Origin of the sequence: Paenibacillus sp. FSL R5-0470, from assembly GCF_037975205.1 — a bacterium.
Taxonomy (GTDB): Bacteria; Bacillota; Bacilli; order Paenibacillales; family Paenibacillaceae; genus Paenibacillus_AQ.
On the sequence record NZ_CP150238.1, the window covers coordinates 3,223,641 to 3,246,782 of the forward strand.

Annotated in this window: 16 protein-coding genes; 13 read left to right on the top strand and 3 right to left on the bottom strand. The window is 41.6% G+C overall.

Annotated elements, in window-relative coordinates; translation table 11 throughout:
* Window positions 1-22 precede the first annotated feature (22 nt).
* From MKY99_RS14260 to MKY99_RS14280, 5 genes are all read left to right on the top strand, one after another.
* Window positions 23-1,363: an ABC transporter substrate-binding protein gene (locus MKY99_RS14260; RefSeq protein ID WP_339271208.1), complete on the top strand. Its 1,341-nt coding sequence runs from the start codon at window positions 23-25 to the stop codon at window positions 1,361-1,363.
* A gap of 37 nt (window positions 1,364-1,400) precedes the next feature.
* Window positions 1,401-3,908 (top strand): hypothetical protein, encoded by a 2,508-nt coding sequence (locus MKY99_RS14265; protein WP_339271210.1) that lies wholly within the window; start codon window positions 1,401-1,403, stop codon window positions 3,906-3,908.
* A 253-nt stretch (window positions 3,909-4,161) separates the two neighbouring features.
* Window positions 4,162-5,535, top strand: a complete 1,374-nt coding sequence (gene nhaC, locus MKY99_RS14270; protein ID WP_339271213.1) for a Na+/H+ antiporter NhaC — start codon at window positions 4,162-4,164, stop codon at window positions 5,533-5,535.
* 128 nt (window positions 5,536-5,663) lie between these two features.
* A complete protein-coding gene (locus MKY99_RS14275; protein ID WP_339271215.1) occupies window positions 5,664-6,884 on the top strand; it encodes a GNAT family N-acetyltransferase in 1,221 nt (406 codons plus the stop codon).
* 100 nt (window positions 6,885-6,984) lie between these two features.
* A complete protein-coding gene (locus tag MKY99_RS14280) occupies window positions 6,985-7,308 on the top strand; it encodes a hypothetical protein (RefSeq protein ID WP_076299024.1) in 324 nt (107 codons plus the stop codon).
* Between the two features lie 57 nt (window positions 7,309-7,365).
* On the opposite strand, the gene MKY99_RS14285 is transcribed toward MKY99_RS14280, so the two are convergent.
* Together MKY99_RS14285 and MKY99_RS14290 are read right to left on the bottom strand one after the other, a co-directional pair.
* Window positions 7,366-8,244: a deoxyribonuclease IV gene (locus tag MKY99_RS14285; RefSeq protein ID WP_339271217.1), complete on the bottom strand. Its 879-nt coding sequence runs from the start codon at window positions 8,242-8,244 to the stop codon at window positions 7,366-7,368.
* A gap of 163 nt (window positions 8,245-8,407) precedes the next feature.
* Window positions 8,408-9,325 (bottom strand): M23 family metallopeptidase, encoded by a 918-nt coding sequence (locus MKY99_RS14290; RefSeq protein WP_339271219.1) that lies wholly within the window; start codon window positions 9,323-9,325, stop codon window positions 8,408-8,410.
* 308 nt (window positions 9,326-9,633) lie between these two features.
* Here MKY99_RS14290 and MKY99_RS14295 point away from each other — a divergent pair, with 308 nt between their 5' ends.
* From MKY99_RS14295 to MKY99_RS14325, 7 genes are all read left to right on the top strand, one after another.
* Window positions 9,634-10,389: a response regulator transcription factor gene (locus tag MKY99_RS14295; RefSeq protein ID WP_339271221.1), complete on the top strand. Its 756-nt coding sequence runs from the start codon at window positions 9,634-9,636 to the stop codon at window positions 10,387-10,389.
* A complete protein-coding gene (locus MKY99_RS14300) occupies window positions 10,386-12,137 on the top strand; it encodes a HAMP domain-containing sensor histidine kinase (protein WP_339271222.1) in 1,752 nt (583 codons plus the stop codon). The genes MKY99_RS14295 and MKY99_RS14300 overlap by 4 nt, the downstream gene beginning before the upstream one ends.
* A 183-nt stretch (window positions 12,138-12,320) precedes the next feature.
* Complete coding sequence (locus MKY99_RS14305) at window positions 12,321-13,187, top strand: SDR family oxidoreductase (RefSeq protein WP_339271224.1); 867 nt, start codon at window positions 12,321-12,323, stop codon at window positions 13,185-13,187.
* Window positions 13,188-13,366: 179 nt separating this feature from the next.
* Window positions 13,367-13,915 carry a CueP family metal-binding protein gene (locus MKY99_RS14310; RefSeq protein ID WP_339271226.1) on the top strand — a complete coding sequence of 183 codons (549 nt, stop codon included), beginning with the start codon at window positions 13,367-13,369 and terminating at the stop codon, window positions 13,913-13,915.
* Window positions 13,916-14,198: 283 nt separating this feature from the next.
* Window positions 14,199-14,699 carry a DinB family protein gene (locus MKY99_RS14315; RefSeq protein WP_076285748.1) on the top strand — a complete coding sequence of 167 codons (501 nt, stop codon included), beginning with the start codon at window positions 14,199-14,201 and terminating at the stop codon, window positions 14,697-14,699.
* 317 nt (window positions 14,700-15,016) lie between these two features.
* Window positions 15,017-16,495 carry an Lsa family ABC-F type ribosomal protection protein gene (locus tag MKY99_RS14320; protein ID WP_339271228.1) on the top strand — a complete coding sequence of 493 codons (1,479 nt, stop codon included), beginning with the start codon at window positions 15,017-15,019 and terminating at the stop codon, window positions 16,493-16,495.
* Between the two features lie 111 nt (window positions 16,496-16,606).
* Entirely contained in the window at window positions 16,607-18,343 is a 1,737-nt protein-coding gene (locus MKY99_RS14325) for a response regulator (RefSeq protein WP_339271230.1), read from the top strand.
* Window positions 18,344-18,399: 56 nt separating this feature from the next.
* Here the strand turns inward: MKY99_RS14325 and MKY99_RS14330 are convergent, their stop codons facing one another.
* Window positions 18,400-21,129 carry an alpha-mannosidase gene (locus MKY99_RS14330; protein WP_339271231.1) on the bottom strand — a complete coding sequence of 910 codons (2,730 nt, stop codon included), beginning with the start codon at window positions 21,127-21,129 and terminating at the stop codon, window positions 18,400-18,402.
* Window positions 21,130-21,259: 130 nt separating this feature from the next.
* Between MKY99_RS14330 and MKY99_RS14335 the strand changes: the two genes are divergently transcribed.
* Complete coding sequence (locus tag MKY99_RS14335) at window positions 21,260-23,065, top strand: sensor histidine kinase (RefSeq protein ID WP_339271233.1); 1,806 nt, start codon at window positions 21,260-21,262, stop codon at window positions 23,063-23,065.
* The last annotated feature ends 77 nt before the right edge of the window (window positions 23,066-23,142 follow it).

Sequence of the window (23,142 nt, forward strand, 5' to 3'; positions counted from 1 at the left end):
GAAAATAGGAGGAGGAAATCAAATGATCAAAAGGTCTATTTTTGTACTATTAATGGGTGCTTTGATAATGACAACGGCATGTAATTCCGGAGGTAATGAGAAAGTGGAAAGTAAGGGGAAAACGACAACTGAAGAGGGGAAGACAATCTTGACTCTATCTCTAGCAGAATCGAGTGCATTCTATCAGGCGCTAGAGAAAAAGTTTGAAGCGAAATACCCGGATATCGACCTACAAATTAAGGCATATAAAGAAGTGGGAAATGAGTGGGGGGAGAATGGTTATTTAGAATATAAAAAAACAACGAATACAGCCCTACTCTCCGGAAAAGGTGCAGATATTTTTGATGTAAGCGCCTTTTCAATCGATGATTATGTGAGTAAAAAGTTGCTTGTGAACATGAATGATATATTTGAACAAGATAAAACGGTAAATAAGAGCGATTTAGAAATGAATGTTTTGGACGCAATGAAGGTGAACGACGGTCTATACTTTATTCCTACCGGGTTCGCTTTTAGAGCGTTCATAGGTGATGGAAATATGATTAAGAACTCAAATGTGAAGATTGACGATAAGAATTGGACTTGGAAAGAGTTTGGGGAGCAATCGAAGGAAATTATACAACTGACTGGGAAGGACGCTAAAAACAAACTTTATGCCCTAACGGAGTACCCAGCGGAAATGACACTCCAAGAAATGGCTATTGATAATTATAATTTGTTTGTTGATAGTGAAGCGAAACAAGCTAAGTTCGACTCGCCTGATTTTGTGGAGCTGTTGGAACAAGTCAAGAAAATGTATAAAGAACAAGTTATGACTTCGGAGCCAGCGGAGATAGGTAATCAGCTTTTTAACTCCATCGTTATATGGTCACCAACAGACTTTATCGATGGTCCATATTCTTACTTTGAAAATCCGGTGTACCTTCAAAAGCCACATGCAGGTCAGACTGGTGGTATGAGAATCATTCCTTCATCATCGCTCGCCATACAAGCCAATACTCCGGTGAAAGAAGAAGCTTATAAGTTTATGACCTTCTTGCTATCTGAAGAAGCACAGTCCTTGCAAGATAGAGAAGGATTCTCTCTGCTCCAATCAGTGAACGATAAGAATTTAAACGATGTTCAGGAAAAGGTGAAAAGTGGAGCATATAAGCTTCCAACCGGAAAAGCGGCTAAGGTTTCTGATGAAGAATTTACTAAGTTTAAAGAAATCATTCATACGGTAGATCAATATGCGGAACTGGATACTAAAGTGCTTTCTATTATTGGAGAGGAGTCCTCATCATTCTTCAGTGGACAAAAATCTGCGGAAGATGTTGCAAAGCTGATCCAGAATCGAGTAGCAACCGTTCTAAACGAATAGATGTATTGAACAGGATTTTGTATAAGGAGGGAGACTCATGCACAAACCACTAAAGACATACGCTGTAGTTCTGCTCAGTGCAATGATGTTAAGCCAACCTCTTGCAAACAGCATTTACGCAGCACCGACAAGTGCTTCAACTGCAGCGGTATTCACTCTTGACAAACTTGGGTCGATCGCTTTAAAAAACAATGTCAACGTGAAGCTAATAGATATGGATATTTTAGAGCAACCGAGCGGTAATATACTTATATACACACTTAGTTATAGCAATAGTAGTACCAATAGTGTAGCTCACGTAGATTATTTCTCAAGGGTTACTACAACTGGGGGGACAGTCATACAAGGTAAACCTGTCACGAGAGATGTTACTAAAAAAAATATTCCTTCAATGAGTAGTCAAATTGTAACTTACTACGTGAATATTGGAGAGTCTACAAAATTAAACGGCACCAAAGTGACCCTATTGAAGTGGGATTTCAGTAGCCAGGATTATCAGAAAAAGCTAGGCGAATTCGCCATTCCGGCAAGTTACTCAGTTGTCGTTCCTCAAGGCCAGAGCAAGAAGCTCACGCTGGATAATCTGCAAGTTGATATCAAAGCGGAAAGTATGCAAAGGCTTAAAAGGAATGGAAAAGTCTATATGAGAGTTGGCGTTAGTTACACGAATTTGGGTAAAAAAGTGCTAAGCAATTCTACTTATACTACGTACCTGAGATCAGCTGGTGGTTCGGTGTTCGAACTTAAGCAGGAGGATGCTAGCAGCAGTTTCGATGTACAGTCCCAAGAAAAGAAGACGATTTATTATTTAACTGAAGTTCCTTCCTATATGAAGACTGAACATATGATCTTGCAATTTGCACAAGAAGATGAAGCTTTGAAAATAATGCTACCTGTTAAATCTTTTAAGCTTCCTTCAGTAACAACTCCTGACTTCGCTGTGGCTAATTATGCTGTGAAAAAGATTTCTATCAAGAATAACACGGTTGAAACACAATTGAAGAGTGCTTCCGTATATTCGGAAAATGACTTTGCGAAATGGAATCTTCAATTCCGCCTAAAGAATCTTGGGAATAAACCTGTCACGCTACCTGCATATGAGCTTACGGTTAAAGCTGCTGAAGGATTAAGTATTCCGGTAGATTCAAAAGCACTTGCGAATGTAATATTGAAACCACTTGAAGAAAAGATCGTCAGTCTCAGTGCGGATGTGCCATTAACACTTAATCAAGGTACGTTAAAGCTGGAGTGGACGGAACCCGCTGTTGATGACATGGTTGTTTTTCCAACTGCGTTGTATAACATTCCGTATGCTCTAGAATATAATAATCTGATGGGACAAGAGTATATGGTCGAGAACAGGTACGGGAAGTTCATGGTGAAGCTTGGATCCTATCAGCGGTTGCCTTGGGATGATGGTGATCAAATCGTAACTAATATCAGCATCCGGAACACAGGCTTAACCTCAGTACAGCTACCTTCTTTAAAAGCTATAGTCAAAGCAGGAATGAGTGATCTGAGCAGTACAGCCCAGATCGTGACCACAAATTCGCAAACGTCACTAGCTCCTAATGAAGCAAAAGAGATATTTGTGATAGCGAAAGTGCCATATTCTTATAGCTTCAATCAGCTGAAAATTGTACTACAAGATACCTCTGGAGATGAAGTCACGAAGTTTCTCTCCATGTATTCAAACTCGCTAAATAATGTGATCCATACGATTGCTGCAGGTGAATCTCATCATATGAATTCGTTAGGCAAAAAAGCAGAAGTCCGTGAGCGTCGGACAACCACATATAATTCTAACAAATCTAATTTGATCTATACGGAACTGGAAATGATTAGCGAAGAACCACGCCAGTCGAAACAGGCACAGCTGGTAGCTTATTACAAAACACCTGATAACCAATTTTTCAACGCGATGGTTAGCCAATCGACAACGCCAACTAGCCCAAATGGTAAAAAATTGGTTACCATCTGGAGTAAGCTTCCCCAAGGTGTGGATACCTCTCAGCTTGTGCTATATATTGGAGAAGGGGTTGCTGACGGTAAGCTTACAGATCTAGGGGGGACATCAACTGGATTTATCAATAGTGTTAAATTAGCACTTACCCCTAAAGCAGTAATCTCACAGAATAATCTAATAAGTGTTGATCTATTCCCTTACAACCTTTCGGTTGCAAATGCAGTGGGTTACATTACTGAAGAAAGGGACACATTAGATATAGCTGTAAATTATAGCTTATCCGTACAAGAGGATTTTGAAGCAGGTGCCTATGAGCATAAGTTAGTCTTAGAGCTTATTGACCCTTACGGACAATCTATGGAGAAGACTTTGGTAATGGGGACTGATTTGCCAATGGGCAAAAATAAGTCATACACAACTTCATTTAATAGTAACCTTTACAATAAATTAAGGGGAGGAAGCTTCCGTATAAATTTATATGATGAATTTCAGGGTCATAGGATGTTGTTAGGGAGTCAGTCTTACCCGTTAAATTACGTTTCATCGGAACCGAGAACAACTAAAAACATTGACAATTAAAATTGTAGTGAGCTGGGTTAAGAACCAAGTCAAATGTGTTGGCATAATTGCCAGCACTTTTTTTATTTCTCGCCTATACATATGAACTTTTTATGGAAATTCCTTCAATGTATGTTCTTTACATTGACTGTTCTCAGTCTTTTCGTTAAGATTACCTCTGCGCTTCAATGCCAAAAAGCAAAAAAGCTTAAAAGTGCGGAAGCGTTCGATCATTATTTTTATACCCAATACAATGTTAAGGAGCATTATTTTCATGGAACGACAGCTTAGTTTCTCAAAAAGCATGATCATCATCGTTTTTATTTTAGCACTTCTATTTGTATCTATCTTTTTATTGAAAGCGGAGCCGCATCTACCGCTTCTCGTAACTACAATAGGCACGGCTGTCTTACTAGGAATGTTTGGTTTCTCTTGGAAGAAGATCGAATCAGCAATTATTCAAGGGATACAAACGGCCATAATGCCAATTCTTATCCTCATGCTGATTGGAATTCTAATCGCTGTGTGGATGATGAGCGGTACAGTGCCGTCGCTTTTATACTTTGGTATGGATTATATTAATCCGAATTATTTTGCGGTGAGCGCATTATATGTCACGATCATCGTCTCGATGTTCACTGGAAGCTCCTTCACGACAGTTAGCACCATCGGCGTTGCTTTAATGGGAATTGCAGTAACTACGGGGATTTCCCCAACTTTGGCTGCTGGAGCAATTATCAGTGGGGCTTGTTTTGGTGATAAAATGTCGCCACTTTCCGATACAACGAATTTTGCACCTGCAGTGGCTGGGATATCCTTGTTTACACACATTCGTAACATGGCATACACTACGGTGCCGGCGCTTGTTATCACCACTCTCTTTTTTCTGTTCGCACCAAAAGGGAATTCGATCGACTTATCCTCGATTAAAGACATTAAGCTTGCGTTACAAGATGGATTCCATATTCATTGGTTAACGCTGCTATCTCCGCTAGCTGTCATCGCTTGTTCGATCAAGCGGATACCGATCCTGCCTACGTTAGTTGTTGGTATTGTCAGTGGTCTTCTTGTGACGGCTTTGATTCAGCAGCAGACCGAAATCGATGTCTGGTTTAGTGTAATGCAGAGTGGATATAACAGTAATATCGCGAATGAAATGGTTGCTTCTATCGTCAACCGCGGAGGAATGCAATCGATGATGTGGTCTGTATCTCTAATCTTAATTGCCTTATCCTTAGGTGGTTTGATTCAGCATTGCGGTGTCATTGAGGCCTTTTTCCGTAAACTCATTCAACCGCTCAAGCGTAAAAGCAGCATTGTACTGATGAGCGGAGCGTCATCCATTGCGGTAAATGGCATGACGGGTGAACAGTATCTTTCGATTCTTTTGCCAGGTCAAATGTTCAAAGATGAATATAATCGCCGTGGCATTCCAGCAAAGACACTGTCCCGTACACTAGAAGATTGCGGCACTCTCGTTAATCCATTAATTCCATGGGGTGTCAGTGGTGCCTTCTTCGCAGTGACTCTGGGTGTGCCCGTGATAGAATATGCGCCTTATGCAACTTTCTTATGGTTAAGTCCATTCATCACGTTTGCTTACGCGTTGATCCCTAGATTACAAAGGAACTCATTGGGTAAAGATTAAGAAATCTCAAGATAATGGACACCTAATGCATTGATTCAACGTATATAAAGAATACTATGCGTTGAGTCAATGTGATCAAGCTAGTGATCTAAGCTTAAAAAGTGGTCAATTTATCGGAGGTAATAACAGTGAGTCGCAGTAAGTTACAGGATAGAATCAAATTAGCTAATGTCGAGACTAAGCACGCAGAACAATTTAATAATCTATTACGTTATGTATTTCAAGTGACCAATCGTGATCTGCAAATCTTTGGCTGGGAGAATCGTGAAATCACTCAGGCTAAGTTGCCAGTTCTTAAGTATGCTGATGTTGTAGGTTGGTTTGATGGAGACAAGCTCATCTCTCAGTTAGCCGTATACCCATTTCAGGTTAATATTTTTGGGCATATCTATGAGATGGGTGGATTAACGGGTGTTGGAACCTATCCCGAATATGCCAATTTAGGTTTAATGAATAAACTGATGCTTCATGCTTTAACTAAAATGCGGGATCGTAAACAATCGATATCTTATCTTTATCCGTATTCAATCCCTTATTATAGAAGAAAAGGCTGGGAAATCATCACTGATAAAATCTCATTTGAAGTGCCGGATACACAGTTGCCAAAAATGAGAAATGTCCCAGGAAATGTGGAACGTGTATCCATTGAACATCCAGATATCAAAGTGATTTATGATCAGTTTGCCGTGCAGCATCATGGGGCGATGATTCGTAATGAGTTAGCTTGGGAAGAATATTTGCGGTGGGATTTAGATGATATGACGGTAGGTATTTATTACAATAACAACGATGAACCCATGGGGTACTTGTTGTATTGGGTCGCCGAAGAAATATTTTATATCAAAGAGATGGTATACATTGTTGAAGAGGCTCGAACGGGCTTGTGGAATTTTATTAGTGCGCACTTTTCAATGATTAAGCTGGTTAAAGGGGATATTTATAAAGGAGAACCGTTGTCATTCATATTAGATGATGGGGATATCAAGGAAACGATCGCTCCATACTTTATGGCACGGATTGTAGATGTCCGTTTATTTATCGAACAGTATCCTTTTAAACGGCAGGACAAAGACTGTGAGCTCATTTTTAACTTAAGCGATCCGATGCTGGAATGGAATCGAGGGACATTTTCACTAACTGTAGATAAAGAAGGGAAGGGGACCCTGCGAGAAGGGGGATTAAATCCTTCACTTACGATTGATATTCCTACATTAACAACCATGTTAATGGGCTATAAGCGGCCAACCTACCTGGCTCGCATCGGACGTATTCAGACGGATGATGCCACGATTCATTTGCTGGAAGGACTGATTAGACCAGAGCATCCTTATTTCTCTGATTATTTTTAAAATATGTGAACCTTTGAAGCATACTCTAATGAGTGTGCTTTTTTGCTCTTTTTATAGTAGAATAATCTCTCAGCAACACAATATGATATGAGGTGTAAGAATGGCAATTAATTTTACTAAACCAATGATCACTAAATTACAACAAGAAATTACCGAGCTCGAAAACAAAATCAAGAGCACACAGAACAAAAAAGAAAAATCTAAATTCAAAATTAACCAATTAGAACAGGATATGAAATTTAGCAAGTCTCACACAGATTTGAGCAGTAAAATGTCGCGAATCAAAAAGCTGAATGATGAGATAAAAACCTTAAATCGTATGCAAGCTGATCTGTCAAAAGAATTAACCGCAAAGAAAAACTCGCTAAAGAAACTTCAAATGAACGAAACCGCACCTGTTACGAATGATCCTGCAAAAGGATAAATTGATTATAGTTTATAGCATAAACGCTTACCGTCCTTATAAGGACGCCGAAGGCGTTTATGCTTGTTTTATCGGCTCATCCGTTTCTCCTCGTAACAATGAAATCTCATGCTTATAGGGCGGGTTGACATATTTCTTTTCACCGATGGAGGGGGTCTCCAGGAGCTTGGGAATGGTTGTTAGCTGTGGATGGTGGACTACATATCGAAGCGCCTGAAGGCCGATATATCCATGTCCGATATTTTCGTGCCTGTCTTTTCGCGAGCCGATGATATTCTTTGAATCATTTACGTGAATGACCTTTAGGCGCTCTATTCCAATTATGCGATCAAATTGATCCAATATGCCATCAAAATCTTCCTTCACATTATAACCAGCATCGTGGATATGGCAAGTGTCCAGACAAATAGACAGGCGCTCATTGTGCGTCACTCCATCAATAATAGCCGCAAGTTCCTCAAATGTAGTTCCGCATTCACTACCTTTTCCAGCCATGGTCTCTAATGAAACCTGAACATTTCGTTTATTGGCTAACACTTCGTTTAAACCTTCTACGATCCGAGAAATTCCGGCCTGTGGACCCGCACCAACATGGGACCCGGGATGAAGGACAATTTGTGTTGAGCCTAAAGCTTCCGTTCTTATAATTTCTGATTGAAGAAACTCAATACTATGTTCAAAGACTTGATTCGATTGCGTATTCCCTAAGTTAACAATAAACGGAGCATGCACAACAATATTTGAAATGCCGTTAGCTCTCATGTGAGCTTGTCCAGCTTCAACATTCAAAGCTTCAATGGGTTTGCGACGTGTATTATGAGGAGCTCCGGTATATATTAGGAAGGTGGTCGCTCCATAAGATGCTGCCTCTTCACTAGCTCGAAGGAGCATTTTTGGTCCAGTCATGGATACATGTGACCCTAGGAGTAAAGTCATCTGGTTCAACGCTTCCTTTCTTCAGAGAAAGAGACCGAAATTTAGTCACTACATGTCTATTAATATTTGTAGAAGGCCCTAATTATATGTATTTCAGCGCAGGCTAGGTTGTCTCGTCCGTCTATCTCATAAGGGAGACAACCTTACCCACCCAGAATGATCGTTATTCAGCAGCGGTGATCGTCTCGCCTTGGATCAGCTTCAATCCGTTCCCCCACCTAACAGGGATAGAACGAGAGTTGAATAAATCCACTCCGTCAGAGATCTGGAAATGTAAATGGGGCTCACTAGAGTTGCCCGAGTTACCCGTCAGCCCAATGATATCACCTTTTTTGACTTTATCGCCTGGCTTAACTGTAATCGAACCTTTTTTGAGATGTGCTAGATGGCTGAATTCACCACCGTGATCGATGACCACGTTATTGCCGGTTGCCTGGTTTGGATTCATAACACCGACAGGTTCATTATCTTTAATATCATTCATAACCGATACGATTGTACCATCTGCAGGGGCGAAGATTTTTTCCCCAAAGGCATAATAACTTTTGTTTTTTAGCGGATCCCCTTTATAAGAATAGTTCTCCTTGGCCTGAATGAAATCATAAGCGTATCGCTGGATCTCTACTTCATAATGATAATTTACGAGAATATTCTCTCCGCCCCAAAATACAAACCAGTCACCTTCGAAAGGCAACGCGTATTCCTGCTTGCTAAGTTTCGAGTCGGTTTCAGGGGAGGATGGCAGTTCTTGAATCTGGATTAATGAAATGGTTCCATCCGGATCAAACATTCCGATAAGCCCTTTATTACCTGCATCACTCACCCAAGTACGTCGATCAAATCCATTAAGCTGCATATCAGAAGCTTTATTCAGTGTCTGGATATCCTTAGTGAATTCCTTAGCGGTCTCAGCTAATTCAGTTTCACTAACCTCATCTTTCAAAGGCTGACTAAAGTGGGCGTACATTTCTTTATAGTTCCCTTTAAGCAGAAAATTTGGCAGATCATCAGGCAGGAACATTGTTTCGTTTGATTCTACAGCTGAATTGGATGTTTGCTCCACTTTCGTATTATTTTTCATATCCGTTTTTCCTCCTCCACAAGCTGTTAATAGTAAGGCAAGTGATCCTATTGCCAAAACTGTTTTTGCTGACATTCCCGGTATGCTGATTATTTTTTTAGAGCTTTTTTTCAAGAATATCGCCTCCCATTAGTCAAATTATAGCAAATGAGTCTTAGCTCTTCTGAAACACAGTATTAATACGATCTTAACTTTTGGTGTAGTAGACGAATACGAATTAAGCTTCTGTTAAGGTTAGTGCGATTGATAGCGTCAAGAATCATGCTATGATGATAAAAACAAGGGCTATTTGGAAAGGGAATTTCACAATGAATGAAGCATCGATTTTACTTGTAGATGATGAACAATCGCTTTTGGAGATTATGGAGACTGTATTACTCAAGGAAGGTTATTTAAATATTGATACTGCGGTAACGGGTGAAGAAGCGATAAGCGCCTGCGAAGCCAAAAAATATGATTTGATTGTATTGGATGTGATGTTGCCAGGGCGCAGTGGAATTGAAATCTGTCCTTTTATCCGGCAGACGACGGACGCACCTATCCTGTTTCTTACGGCTCGAACCTCTGATTTTGATAAGCTGACCGGATTTGCTATAGGTGGAGATGATTATATCACTAAACCCTTTAATCCACTTGAAGTTGTCGCTCGAATAAGAGCGCAGTTGCGGCGGTACTTAAGTTCACCTGCTCCATCAGATACTGATAAGATCACAGCGACAGTTCACAGCAAATCTGCGAACGTTTACGATTACGGGAGATTTAAACTGGATGAGACGGCAGGGGAGCTGCTGGTTGAGGGTGAGTCGGTCTCTTGTCCGGCACTTGTATTCCAATTGCTGCTGTTCTTATGTAAACATCCCAATCAAATATTCAGCAAAAGTGAATTATATGAAAAGGTTTGGGGTGAAGAAGCCTTAAGTGATGATAATACGGTCATGGTGCATATTCACCGTATAAGAGAGCGTATAGAAGCAGACCCATCCGATCCGAAGTTTATTGTTAATGTTAGAGGTCTTGGGTACAAACTGGTTAAAGTAGAACGTCAAGAGTTGTCTGCGCCATGAATATTAAGCGCCGGTTAACGTTAAAGTTTGTTCTTCAGCTCGCAATTACGGGCATGGTAGTACTCGCTATTTCTGCCATAACATTTACTTGGATTTTGCTGCGGTTTCTTGATATTAGTCTCTCGCGTGATTTTGCCAATGTGGGTCTTGAACAATTGGTGGAATCTTCTAAGATTGATGAGGATGGCATACATTTTTCTCCGAGTTTACTGGAGCAAGTGAAGAAAAATAAAGGCTGGCTACAAAGTCTAAATGAAGATGGGCAAGTTGAGAGTGCCTATAATACACCTAAAGATGTACCCATTCAATATGGCCCTGGCGAAGTAGTTGCTTATTGGACGGGCACTCAGTCGTTTCCTTATAATCTGGCACTATGGATTCAAGAAAAGGATGGTAAACAGCTCGCACTGGTGTATGGTGCGCCTAATGTATTAGGTCCACTATTAAAGAAAGTGAGTGAGGGGACATTCGCTGCTGCGAAAGGGCAGCCAGTACTTCCTGATGAACTTGAAAAAGAAATTAAATCGGCCCAAGCTTTTGTTCAACTTATAGATTCATCAGGCAATGAAGTGGTTTCTTATAATAGACCTAATATGATACCCACTCAGTACTCCGTTCAAGAGCTTGCACTTCGCACCCTGTACAGTGAACGATATGGGTACCATGTTCTTTCTTCTTTTGATAAGGACTCAGGTCGTACTTGGATCGTGGGAGAACCCAATATCAAAGGGACAGATCCAAGTAAAAAAGTGTGGATACCAGAGGAAGTAAAGGTCGTGATCATCGGTTCATTTGCCATGCTTATCGCTTTATTGATCGCGTTTGTGTTGCTCTCTTTATGGCAAGCTCATCGTTTCGGTGCACCTATGCTGCATATGCTCGTGTGGCTCGATTCCATCGGAAATGCCATTTATACAGAGCCAACGGATCGTAAAGGACTTCGTCGCAGTCGAACACCCGCTTTAAAATGGAGGAGAAGGTACCGTGTTTTTGCTGATGTGATGGTTTCAATTGAGAAATTATCGGCAACCTTGAAGAGAGATCAAGTCATGCGGGAGGAGACGGAGAGCTTACGCGAAGAATGGATCGCTGGTGTTACTCATGATTTGAAAACCCCATTATCCTCAATCACAGGATATGCTCATTTACTGGCCGAACCAAAATACGATTGGTCGAAAGAGGAAGTCCGTAAGTTTACAACGACTATGCTAGATAAATCGGCCCATATGGACATGCTGATCAGTGATCTTGCAATGACCTATCGTCTAAAGTCAGGAATTAAACCACCTGAGACGATGGAAGTTGAATTGAACACTTGGCTGCAACAAGCTCTCGAACAAGCTGCTGCCAATCCTGCCTACGGGAAGCAGCGAATAGTATTTCTGCCTGCACAAACCGAAGTAAGAGCTCAATTGTATACGCCATGGCTAGAGAGGGTTGTCAACAATTTAACTGCGAATGCGCTGCTCCACAACCCACCGGATACGACGTTGACCGTTTCGCTTATTTATAAAGAAAAGGAGACCGGTTTTATCATTCAATTTGCTGATGATGGCGATGGAATGGATGAAGAAACAATGATTCGGCTATTTGAACGATATTATCGAGGAACGGATACAGCGTCTACCTCCAACGGTTCTGGGCTCGGTATGGCGATTTCTAAAGGGCTGATCGAATGTATGGGTGGCCAGATTACTGTAGAAAGTCACATAGGTAAGGGAACGGTTATTAAGTTAATATGGAGCTGATATCTTCATTCGAGCCCTCTCTGTATTCCAACCGGATACCGCGAGGGTTGTTTGTATTTATTATGTTGAGTAAAGGCTATAAAAATAAAGGAGTTGACATCTTTTTTGAATGTAACTACAATGGTTACAGGTAAACAATTATTAAGAGGATAAAATTTATCATAATTTGAGGAGGATTTTAAAATGAAAATAGCTATAACAGGAGCAACAGGTCAATTCGGATCATTAGTGATAGAGTCTCTACTTAAAACTGTACCCGCAGGGGACCTTGTAGTTAGTGTCCGGAATCCAGATAAAGCAAGTAATCTTAAAGCGCGTGGTGTGGAAGTCCGTCATGGTGACTTTGATAAGCCGGAAACATTGGATGCTGCGTTTGCCGGTGTGGATCGACTGCTAATTGTATCTTCAGATGGAGATAACGAGACTCGCATTCGCCAACATAAGGCAGCTATTGATGCAGCCGCTAAAGCTGGTGTTGGATTCATTGCCTATACAAGCGTAGGACATGCTGAGAAGAGTGAGCTGTTCCTTGCTGAAGTACACCGTGTAACCGAGGAAGCCATTCGAGCTACCGGAATTCCTTACAGTTTCCTTCGCAACAACTGGTACATGGAGAACGAGGGCGGATCTATCCAAGGCGCCGTAGCAGGTGCCCCATGGGTAACTTCTGCTGGTAGTGGTAAAGTTGGCTGGGCAGCACGAGGAGATTATGCAGAAGCTGCTGCTAATGTTCTAGCTGGGGAAGGACATGAGAATTCTGTCTATGAATTGTCTGGCAAGCCTTTAACACAAGAAGAATTGACTGGAATTATAAGTGGCGTAATAGGTAAAGAAATTAAAGTGCTGCAAGTTGACGACGAAACTTATGCGAAAATCATGGCTGAGGTTGGTGTACCAGAAGCTGCTCTGCCATTCGTTGTTGCGATTCAACGTGGTATTCGCGAAGGATGGCTGGATATTGAAAGTGACGATCTAGAGAAAGTACTGAATCGTCCAGTCACTCCGTTAGCGGATGTTATCAGTGATCTTGTAAATAGTCTGCAAGCTTAAATAATATAGCAAGATTCAAGGCTTCTTCTCGGTGAATAACCAGAAGGGGCCTTTTTTTGTGCATCTTTAACATCATTGATAAAGGTTTCGTGAAGTAATAATAATGATATAATAGGAAACATATGTGAACTATTGGTGTAATGAAAATGATTGAATCGAAGAGAAGGGGATGAATATCAATGAGGACAAAAATTTGGATGGCTTCTGGTGCAGTAGTTGTTGTTGCTTTAGGGGCAGTTTTATTTGTGGGGGGAAATGATAAAAAATCACCCGCAGCAACCGATACATCTAACGTTAAACAATTAGTGCAGGAATATAGTTCAAGCAGCATGAAAGACCTCTCTGCTTCCATCACTTCAGAGCAGCTTATTGTGACCGACAGCAACAGTCAATCAACCAAATATGACTTACCCAAAGATGAGTTTTTTGTTTCCATCGCACCATATGTTAAGAATACACACCCGTGTGCAACACATAGCTTGACTGGATGCCAAGGGGAATTAACAGAACAAACGTTTAATGTATATGTCGAGGACACTGCGGGCAATGTGATTGTGGATCAAACTATGAAGTCCCAATCTAACGGATTCATTGATCTTTGGTTACCTCGCGATAAGAAATATAATGTAACGATTGAACAGGATGGTGTAAAAGCGAAAGCCGCACTTTCCACTTTTAAGAGTGATAATACATGTGTAACGACCATGCAATTAGTAGAGAGCATCTAAGCATCAGAGACAGCGAAGTCACTACTTCCTCTGAAAATTCCATATCGGACCTGCCATTTAATTTATGGGAGGTTTTTTATGTATCTGTAAGAATAAGAAGGTTCTAAGGTAAAGTTTAATTATAGTGATTTTCCACCTCCTGGAAATGGTATAATCTGATGGATATCAAGAATCGAGCTTTTATAGGGAGTGTTCCTTGAAGAAGGGTATCGTCGAAAAACTCACGGGTGATTCTCTATGATAAATTTTAGTTGGTACTTCATTTTTGAGAGGAGATAGAGGAATGGATAAAGATCTGATCATCGGGGATGTTTTGCAGGAGTTAGCTGGTACGCGTCGTATGCTGGAGAAGCTGACGCAGGAGCATATGACATGGAAACCACACGAAAAGTCAATGAGTCTCGGTGGGTTATCCACACATCTCGTCAATCTGCTAAACTGGCAATCAGCCATTCTTCTTCACTCGGAGTTTGATTTGGCGTCTGTGCCATATCGACGAGAAGCGCTGGAGAGCCCCGCCGCGGTTCTGCAAGAGTTCGATATGAGCGCTCGCAAGATTGAAGAATTAATTTCTGAAAGCAATGTGGAGACGCTTGGTGCGGAGTGGACACTGCGTAATGGCACAGCGGTTATCCGCCGTCAGACACGGGCAGTCGCGCTTCGTACCATCGGCTTGAATCACATGATTCACCACCGGGCACAGCTTGGGGTATATTTCCGACTTCTAAATATACCAGTGCCGGGCCTTTACGGACCCTCTGCAGATGAATTAGCGAACGCCTAATTAATGAATTTCTTAATGAGTTAAGGATCGGAAAGTTGAAAAAAACAAATCGGCATGATAACATGGATACAAATTAATGATCGGAGTTGAAAAGTATAGTGTAGTAATTATTCTTGCGACACATGATGAATAAAACAACAAAAACGGTTTATTTCGTTTGTTTTATTTTTTGTATGCAAGAAAGTTACTACTTCTTTTCACTCGAACAATATATCCTTATCTAACTCCATTTGGGGCTAGATTTGCTGTATTTATTTGAGTCACAAGAAAGTAACTTTCTTGTGGCTTTTATTTTTTTCATACAGGAGGATACTTATATGTCATTAATAAATGTTACAAATCTAACCTTTGCCTATGAGGGCAGCTACGATAACATCTTTGAGAATGTAAACTTTCAAATCGATACTGATTGGAAATTAGGATTTACCGGAAGAAACGGTAGAGGAAAGACCACCTTTCTGAGTTTATTGCTTGGAAAATATGAATACAGCGGAAATATTTCTGCCCATGTCACTTTTGAATATTTTCCTTTTCAGGTGGATAACAAGGCGCTTAATACAATTGATGTGATCAGCGAAATTTTTCCGGATTATATTCATTGGAAATTAATGCGTGAACTTTCATTATTAAAGGTTTCTGAAGATGTGTTATATCGGCCCTTTGACTCATTGTCTAACGGAGAGCAGACGAAAGTGCTGTTAGCCACTCTCTTCATTAAGGAAAATAGCTTCCTGTTGATCGATGAACCTACCAATCATTTAGACATGACGGCAAGAAAGCTGGTCAGTGATTATCTCAATACGAAAAGTGGATATATTCTGGTCTCTCATGACAGATCTTTTCTTGATAATTGTGTAGACCATATTTTGTCTATAAATAAGACGAATATAGAAATTCAAAAAGGCAATTTTTCAAGCTGGTGGGAGAATAAAGTCAGACAAGATAACTTTGAGCTGGCAGAGGACGAGAAACTCAGAAGAGATATTAAACGCTTATCTGCTTCTTCTAAACGGACAGGCAACTGGTCACATGAAGTGGAAAAAACAAAAAACGGAACGAGAAATTCCGGCTCAAAGGTCGATAAAGGCTACATTGGACACAAGGCCGCTAAAATGATGAAACGCTCTAAAGCCATTGAGCAAAGACAAAATTCTGCGATCAACGAAAAGTCTAAGCTTCTTAAAAATATCGAAAATTCTGAGAATCTAGAGATTACACAGCTTGACTATCATAAACGTCAACTTGCTGAGCTAGACAATATTTCGATTTTTTACGGTGAAAAAAAGGTATGTTCTGACGTAAGCTTCACTATCGAGCAGGGTGAGCGTATTGCTCTGGCGGGTAAAAACGGCTCAGGTAAATCAAGTGTCATCAAATTGATGTGTGATGAGGATATAGATTTCACAGGCACTCTCACAAAGGATAATCAGCTTATCATTTCCTACGTATCCCAAGACACCTCTAATCTTCAGGGGAATCTAACGGATTATGCCAGAGACAACGGAATCGATGAAAGTCTGTTTAAATCTATTCTACGAAAGCTTGATTTTTCTAGAATCCAATTTGATAAAGACATATCCACTTATAGTGGTGGTCAAAAGAAAAAAGTGCTGATTGCCAAAAGCCTTAGTGAGAAAGCTCATTTGTACATTTGGGATGAACCGCTTAATTTTATTGATGTCATTTCACGTATGCAAATTGAAGAGCTGTTGCTTGAATACACGCCAACTCTTGTTTTTGTGGAGCATGATCGGGAATTTTGCAACAATGTTGCTACGAAAATCGTTGAACTTTAATTAAAATGAAGAAATGGGGGAAGTCGACAGAGTTTATCTGTCGGCTTTTTTGTATTATTTTACAAACGCTGCACATTTAAAAAAGCAATTTAATATCCCCCTATAAAAGTTATGGATTACCTCCGTGCAATCCTAACTCGTGTCGAGTACTATGAAATTAAAGACTATAATCTCCAAAAGAAACAGTTGTACATCCAAGTGAATCAGGAGGGAGATCAGATGCTTAGTGTACTTATAGTGGATGATGAATATGAGATTCGTGAAGGATTGCGGAATCGCTTTCATTGGGAGGATTACAATATTACAGAGGTTCTTGTTGCGGATGATGGTGATGTGGCCTTACGTACGGCACTTGAGATCAGGCCCGCTCTGATTATTACAGATATCAAGATGAACCGCATGTCTGGTCTGGAATTCCTTAGCGCCTTATCTGCCGAAGAGGACTATAAGCCTGAGAAGATTATTGTAAGTGGTTATGATGATTTTGAACTGGTCAAGCAGGCCATGAAAATAGGGGTATGCGATTATATTTTGAAACCAATTAATTTGGATGAACTAGGTAAAATGGTGGATAAATCGATAGAGAACATCAATAAAATGAAGATGGATCATCGTAACCGGCAGATGCTTAAGAATCAGGCGGTCTTCGCCATCTCCAAAATGCGCGAGGAATTATTAAAGGAAATGATTGAACAGGTTTATGATCCTAATCTTGAAATGCGTAGATACCACCGTCTTCAAACATTGGAGCTTGAATGGATGCTGAAGGAGCCTACGATGTTGATTGTCGTTGAGGCTGATAATTTAAAAGCGATAGAGAATAAGAATCCGCATGAGAAGGAACTGATTCTATTCGGGATCAGTAATGTGTTACATCAGACGCTTGAAGAGGAATACGCCCATCCTTCTGCTCTCTATAAGGACCGTTATAACCGCTGGATTATCGTGCTTGGAAGTCTTTCTCATGAGCAGACGGATATCGCACAGGGCATGGCACAGCTTTTCATTCAAAGAATCAATGATTTTGTCAAAATCACTGCTAGTGCAGGAATGCTGACTAAACCGGGCAATACAAGAAACTTGCACCATATGTATTCTGAGGCTGTGAGCGTAATGGAGCAAAAGGCGGTTTATGGGGGCAACAGATTATTCACTGAGCAAGGGCTATTTTACGACGGGGAGAGTGATAACTTGTCACTTCAGAACCCGGATGAAATGCTTGATTTAGTTCGATATGGTTCGGATGAAGATATAACAAGAGCGATGGATACCTTTATCGAGATGATACAGTCGTGGCAGCTTACACAACTTAGGGATATCCAGCAGAAAATTTTTGAATGGCTGTTCGAAGTGTTCCGGCGAGGAGCGGAGGGAACCGTTCTTAAGAATTGGAAAAATAATCCGATCGCAGTTTGGGAGCTGTTGGAGCAATACGATACCCTGCAGGCGCTTCGTGAACAAACAGAGGTCTTTCTGCATGAGATTGCTGCAGACTTTCGTAAGCTTTCGCATACACCTAGCCAAATTGTTAGCGAAGCTGAGAAGATCTTACACCGTGATTATGCTGAAAGCCTAACGCTGCAAATTGTAGCTTCTGCGGTTCACGTAACTCCTGTTTGGCTTAGTAAGTTATTTAAGAAAGAACTGCATATGACCTTTCTTGAATACTTAACAGATATTCGCATTAAAAAGGCAAAAGAAATGCTATACGATGTGCAGTTTAAAATTTATCAAATCTCCTATCAGGTCGGCTACAAAGACCCGGTGCATTTCTCAAAGCTTTTCAAGAAACAGGTAGGCTGCACCCCTAAGGATTTCAGAAGACAGCTTGGAATTGCTGAAGAATAAAGAATCCAGGTTGCTCAGGTTCGGAAGAACCTGGCACCCTGGATCTATGCAAGTATTTATAGTGGCGTGATTCCTATAGTTACAATCCCAGCCTTACATACAGGAATCGGCTGTGTCTGAACCTCGGAGGTCATTTCTTCCATGATATTACTGTGGTATAGCAGGGAGCTTTCTCGGGTATTAATACTCAAATTCGAAGGCGTGTAAGCAAGATTGTACCAGCGTGCCATTAAATCTCCATTATCTTCATTGATTTTTAAACTGGAAAAAGCCATTTCTTTACCATCCCATGCCAGAAAACTGTGCACAGGAGGAAGTGTTCCTTCATGAATACCGGTCTGAGCAGTGGTGACGGGAACAGCATAACGATAGGCTTCACGGTAGGCCGCGAAGCGGTTGTCACCTCCGCCATGTGGGATAAGGCTCCACTCTGCTACATTAACGCCAAGGCACTGAGCATCAGGGGTATGAAAGACGCCCCAGTCGCCAAGTTCTCCTATGGAACGAAGGAGTGTTAGGGCGATTGTACCTTCATCATCCTGCAACACCTCGTACTCATTAAGACCTTTACCGGCTGCGGTCAAGCCGCGTCCATCGGCATGTACATCCACGAACGCCTGCATATGCTGACAATTGCTTGGGTTCTCCCATTCCGGTGCAGGTATGGTTTCTCGCTCAGCGACTTCAAAGACGGAATCTGCGTAATGAAGCGCCGTCTTAATACCAGTTGGCAGCAGAACACGTAGACGGTGATCCTTGGCGGTGTTGTCGATTCGAGTCTGCACTTGCAATGCATGACTTTCACGCTCTAGACTGATACGAGTCACAATATTTAGAGGGACAAGCTGCTGAGACCGGACCGACTTCCGCTGCCGGAACTCAACCATGGTTTCTACTTCCTGCTGTAACTGTTCATCGGCTGATGCCGGAATTTCTAGGGTGTGTCTGATTTCAAAAGCAGCTCTGTAAGGGGTATTCTCCGTTAAGCGAATCTCAGCAGGGATGCCGCGTGTAGTAATGGCTAAATCACCTTCTGGTTGTTTGAAAATGTATTCATTACCTATGTCGCCGACATCCTCGTACACACCAAGACCGCTGTACAGCTCATCGCTGCTTTTGTCGAACATAGAAAAGCTGCCGTCTTGTGCCACAATGACTCGAAGAAATTCATTCTCTATAGTGAAGTCATCGGTAATCAGTGTGTCACTTGAAGATTTCGATATCGTTGTGTCCTTTGCGGGAATCCAAGCAAAAGTTGCCAGTCCAAGGGCAGGAAGCGATTTTGCCTCAAAGGTTAGCCGTAATGCATGCGCCATATAAGGCTGTCTAAATCTATCGTTTGGCAGCTCGTAACCGAAGCGTACTCCCAGATCTTCAACAGTGCAGTCTAATCGATCACCTTGGGAATTGACCAGGTAGCCCTCGCCATGCGTTCTGTCATAGACTTGCTTGAACACGGCACTTGGGTCTTCACTTTGATTGAAGAAACGATGAGACCACTCAATTTCCAAGGTCACAACGCTGCTACTAGAATAGCCGCTAGTATTATAAACTACGAATGTAGTGGCGTCTTCTCCAAATGATGCGAAGATAGAGGTGTCGACCTTAGCACTAATGAATCTGGCACTGTCAGTGATGAGGGCTGATCCGACCTCCATGCTTTTTGCAAACCGAGTCTTCATCTCATGGTAGACTTCATCTACACTGCAGCCGCAAATACTGTCATGCGGATGGTTCTGCATGAGCGTCTTCCAGGCATATTGCATTAGACCGTGCGGATAAGCTTTGCCTAATCCATGTGCGATAGCGGCTAGCGGTTCAGCTATTTTTTCTAGAAGAGTCTGGTTCTGTTGATTGAGCTGCTTGATGTATACCCTCGCTGAAGCAGTATTTACTAGTGAGTACCAGCCGTCTGTATGTTGCCCGCGCAGCTCCCCTGTAGTAAGGGTTAGGTCATCGGGAAGCTCATTTTTAACGGCTTTTACATAATCATCATAGTTAGAATGAATGAAATCACAGTCTGGATATAATTCACGCGCAACACGTAAAGCTTCAGAAAGATCGGTTTGGATGGGCTGGTGATCACATCCATTCATAAGCAGTAAATGTCGGGTGGAAGCATATTGTCTGGTACGTGCAAGGCGATGGTCCCAGTAGCTTTTAGCAGTATCAGAATCAACAGGAATTTCCATGCCATTGTTGTACCAATTCGCAAAGAGAATACCGAGCACTTTGGAGCCGTCAGGAGATTGCCAGATCAGCTCAGAGTAAGGAGATTCCTGATCAGAGGCATCTACCACGCGATTGTTGAAACCAGTAGCTTTCACACCCCTGCCGAAGATGGCTGTATCGATTCCAGCTTGCTGAAGAATCTGTGCAGCTTGGCCCATATTGCCAAAAGAATCCGGGAAATAGCCGATCTTAGAGATGGGACCGAATGTCCTTGCATCACGATGTCCGATTTGCAGATTGCGAACATTAGCTTCACCGCTTGTCAGAAATTCGTCTTGAAGAATATACCACGGCCCAAGAGAGAGCTTGCCAGCATCGCATAATCTCTGGATGATTTCACGCTTCTCAGGATAAACCTGCAAATAATCTTCCACTACTATGGTTTGTCCATCTAGATAAAAGCTCTTAAAATCCGGGTCGGATTCAAACGTCTCAATCAAAGAATTTATAGTTTCGATAAGCTTAACGTGATGAGCTTCATAGGGCATATACCATTCTCTATCCCAGTGAGTATGAGAGATGACATGTACAACGGTTTTACTAGCTCCAGTCAATACGATTCCTCTTTTCCATAAGATGATGAATGCTACAGCCTAATTGTATAAAATGCATTTTTTGCCACAATGAGTGGATCGCAAATTATTGCGGGGATTATTGTCGACATGTAAGGATTGGGGGATTGTTATGAATCGTTTCACTCTGCGTCTAGGCGCATCGTTAAGGAACCGTATCATATTGGTATTTTTTATGATTATTATTGTGCCTTTTCTCATCTTTGCTTACTTTGCGCATATTAAGTCTATTGAAGGCATCACGAATACGAACACTAAGATCTCACTGAGCTACCTTCAGCAAGCAGCTAAAAATTTTGAGATTTATCTTAATACACTTAATGATCAGGTCAACACTCTTATCGGCAATAAACGTGTACAAGATTTACTGATTGATCCGCCCGCCAATCCTGCTGAAGAAGAGGATTTTACTGTAAATCTACTTACCGTGCTCTATCAGGCCACTCCACAAATCGATGCTTTCCGAGTGCGAGTATATCCAATAAATCCTTCGCTGTATCCTTCTTATATGAATACATTGGGAGAAGCGGCGAATATAACTTCAGAGGAATGGTTTACGCGGTCACAAGGGACTGTAGGTCCAATGTGGGAGTTATTTATGCCACAGCAAGGCAAATATGGCCGCCCTCTGCTAGGATATATCAAGCGTTTCTCAGGACTCTATGACCGTGAGCCCCGAGGTATGGTCGTTACAGAAGTTTCAGAGGATCATTTGAAGCGTTACTTCTCACCCACTGAGCAATTGAAGAATCAGAAGCTGCTACTCATGAATCGTGACGGTACTATTTATTATGACTCATCATCCAATGAATGGGCCGGCACACGATTTCCTTCGAATTCGTTCATTACCCATCTTCAAAAAAATCCGGCGGGTTCACAAACGATCAAGATTGATGGACACAAGTATCTTACTACTTATGTCAGCTTAGACAGTGAGCCTTGGGCGATTGTCAGTCTGACGTTATTGAAGGAACTGACTGGAACAAGTGATGAAATGACACGTCTGCTAATCATCTTTCTGTTTATTTATCTCGTCTGCTGCTTTGCCGTTGTTTTTTACATTACGGTGTATTTCACCCAGCCTATCGCACGTCTGGTAAGGCTTATGCGGAGAATGGAGGAGGGCAATTTTCAGACAGAAGCGTTGACTTCGTCAAGAACAGATGAAGTAGGCTGGTTGTATCGAGGCGTCGGAAGTCTTGTACAGCGGATTGACGTATTGATCCAGGAAGCGTGGCGTTCCGAGCGAAAGAAGAAGGCTTTGGAGTTTCAGGTGCTCAGCCACCAGATCAACCCACATTTTCTCTATAATACGCTTGAATCTATTCGGTGGAAGGCAGAAAATCATGGCCGCAGCGACATTAGTGAAATGGTATCTGCACTGGGAAATCTACTTCGGCTCAGCCTGAATCAAGGAAAGGAGATTACCACGCTGCGGCGTGAGATTGAGCAAGTTAAAGCTTATGTGCTGATTGAACAGGCCCGAATGGGCAAAACAATCCGGATTTTATATTCCATAGATGAAGATTTGCTGGATTTTCCATTCCTTCGCCTGCTGCTACAACCTCTAGTAGAAAATGCAATCCAACATAGTGTGCGGACTGACTTCGAGAAGGGGAAAATCATTGTGTCCGCTAGACGTGAAAAGGAAGATATGATCATCGAGATTGCAGATAATGGAAAAGGCATTCCACAAAGTATCATTGACGAGCTGGATTATGAAGATCCTGAGGAGGAAATGTATACAACTACTCGGAGAGGTGTGGGCTTGCGCAATGTGAACGACCGTCTGAAGCTGTATTTTGGGTCTGACTATAAGCTACAGATTCAGATAGGAGCACAAGGAGGGACCCGTATTTTATTGCGACACCCTATGAAGGTAGACGAAGAATTGTCCAAAACAGATGAGGCCCGTTAATGGTCTGACTCAATCAAATCGTTAAAAGTCTTATAAAGTAGCGATTCTCGCATCTAAGAGAATCGCTACTTTTATTT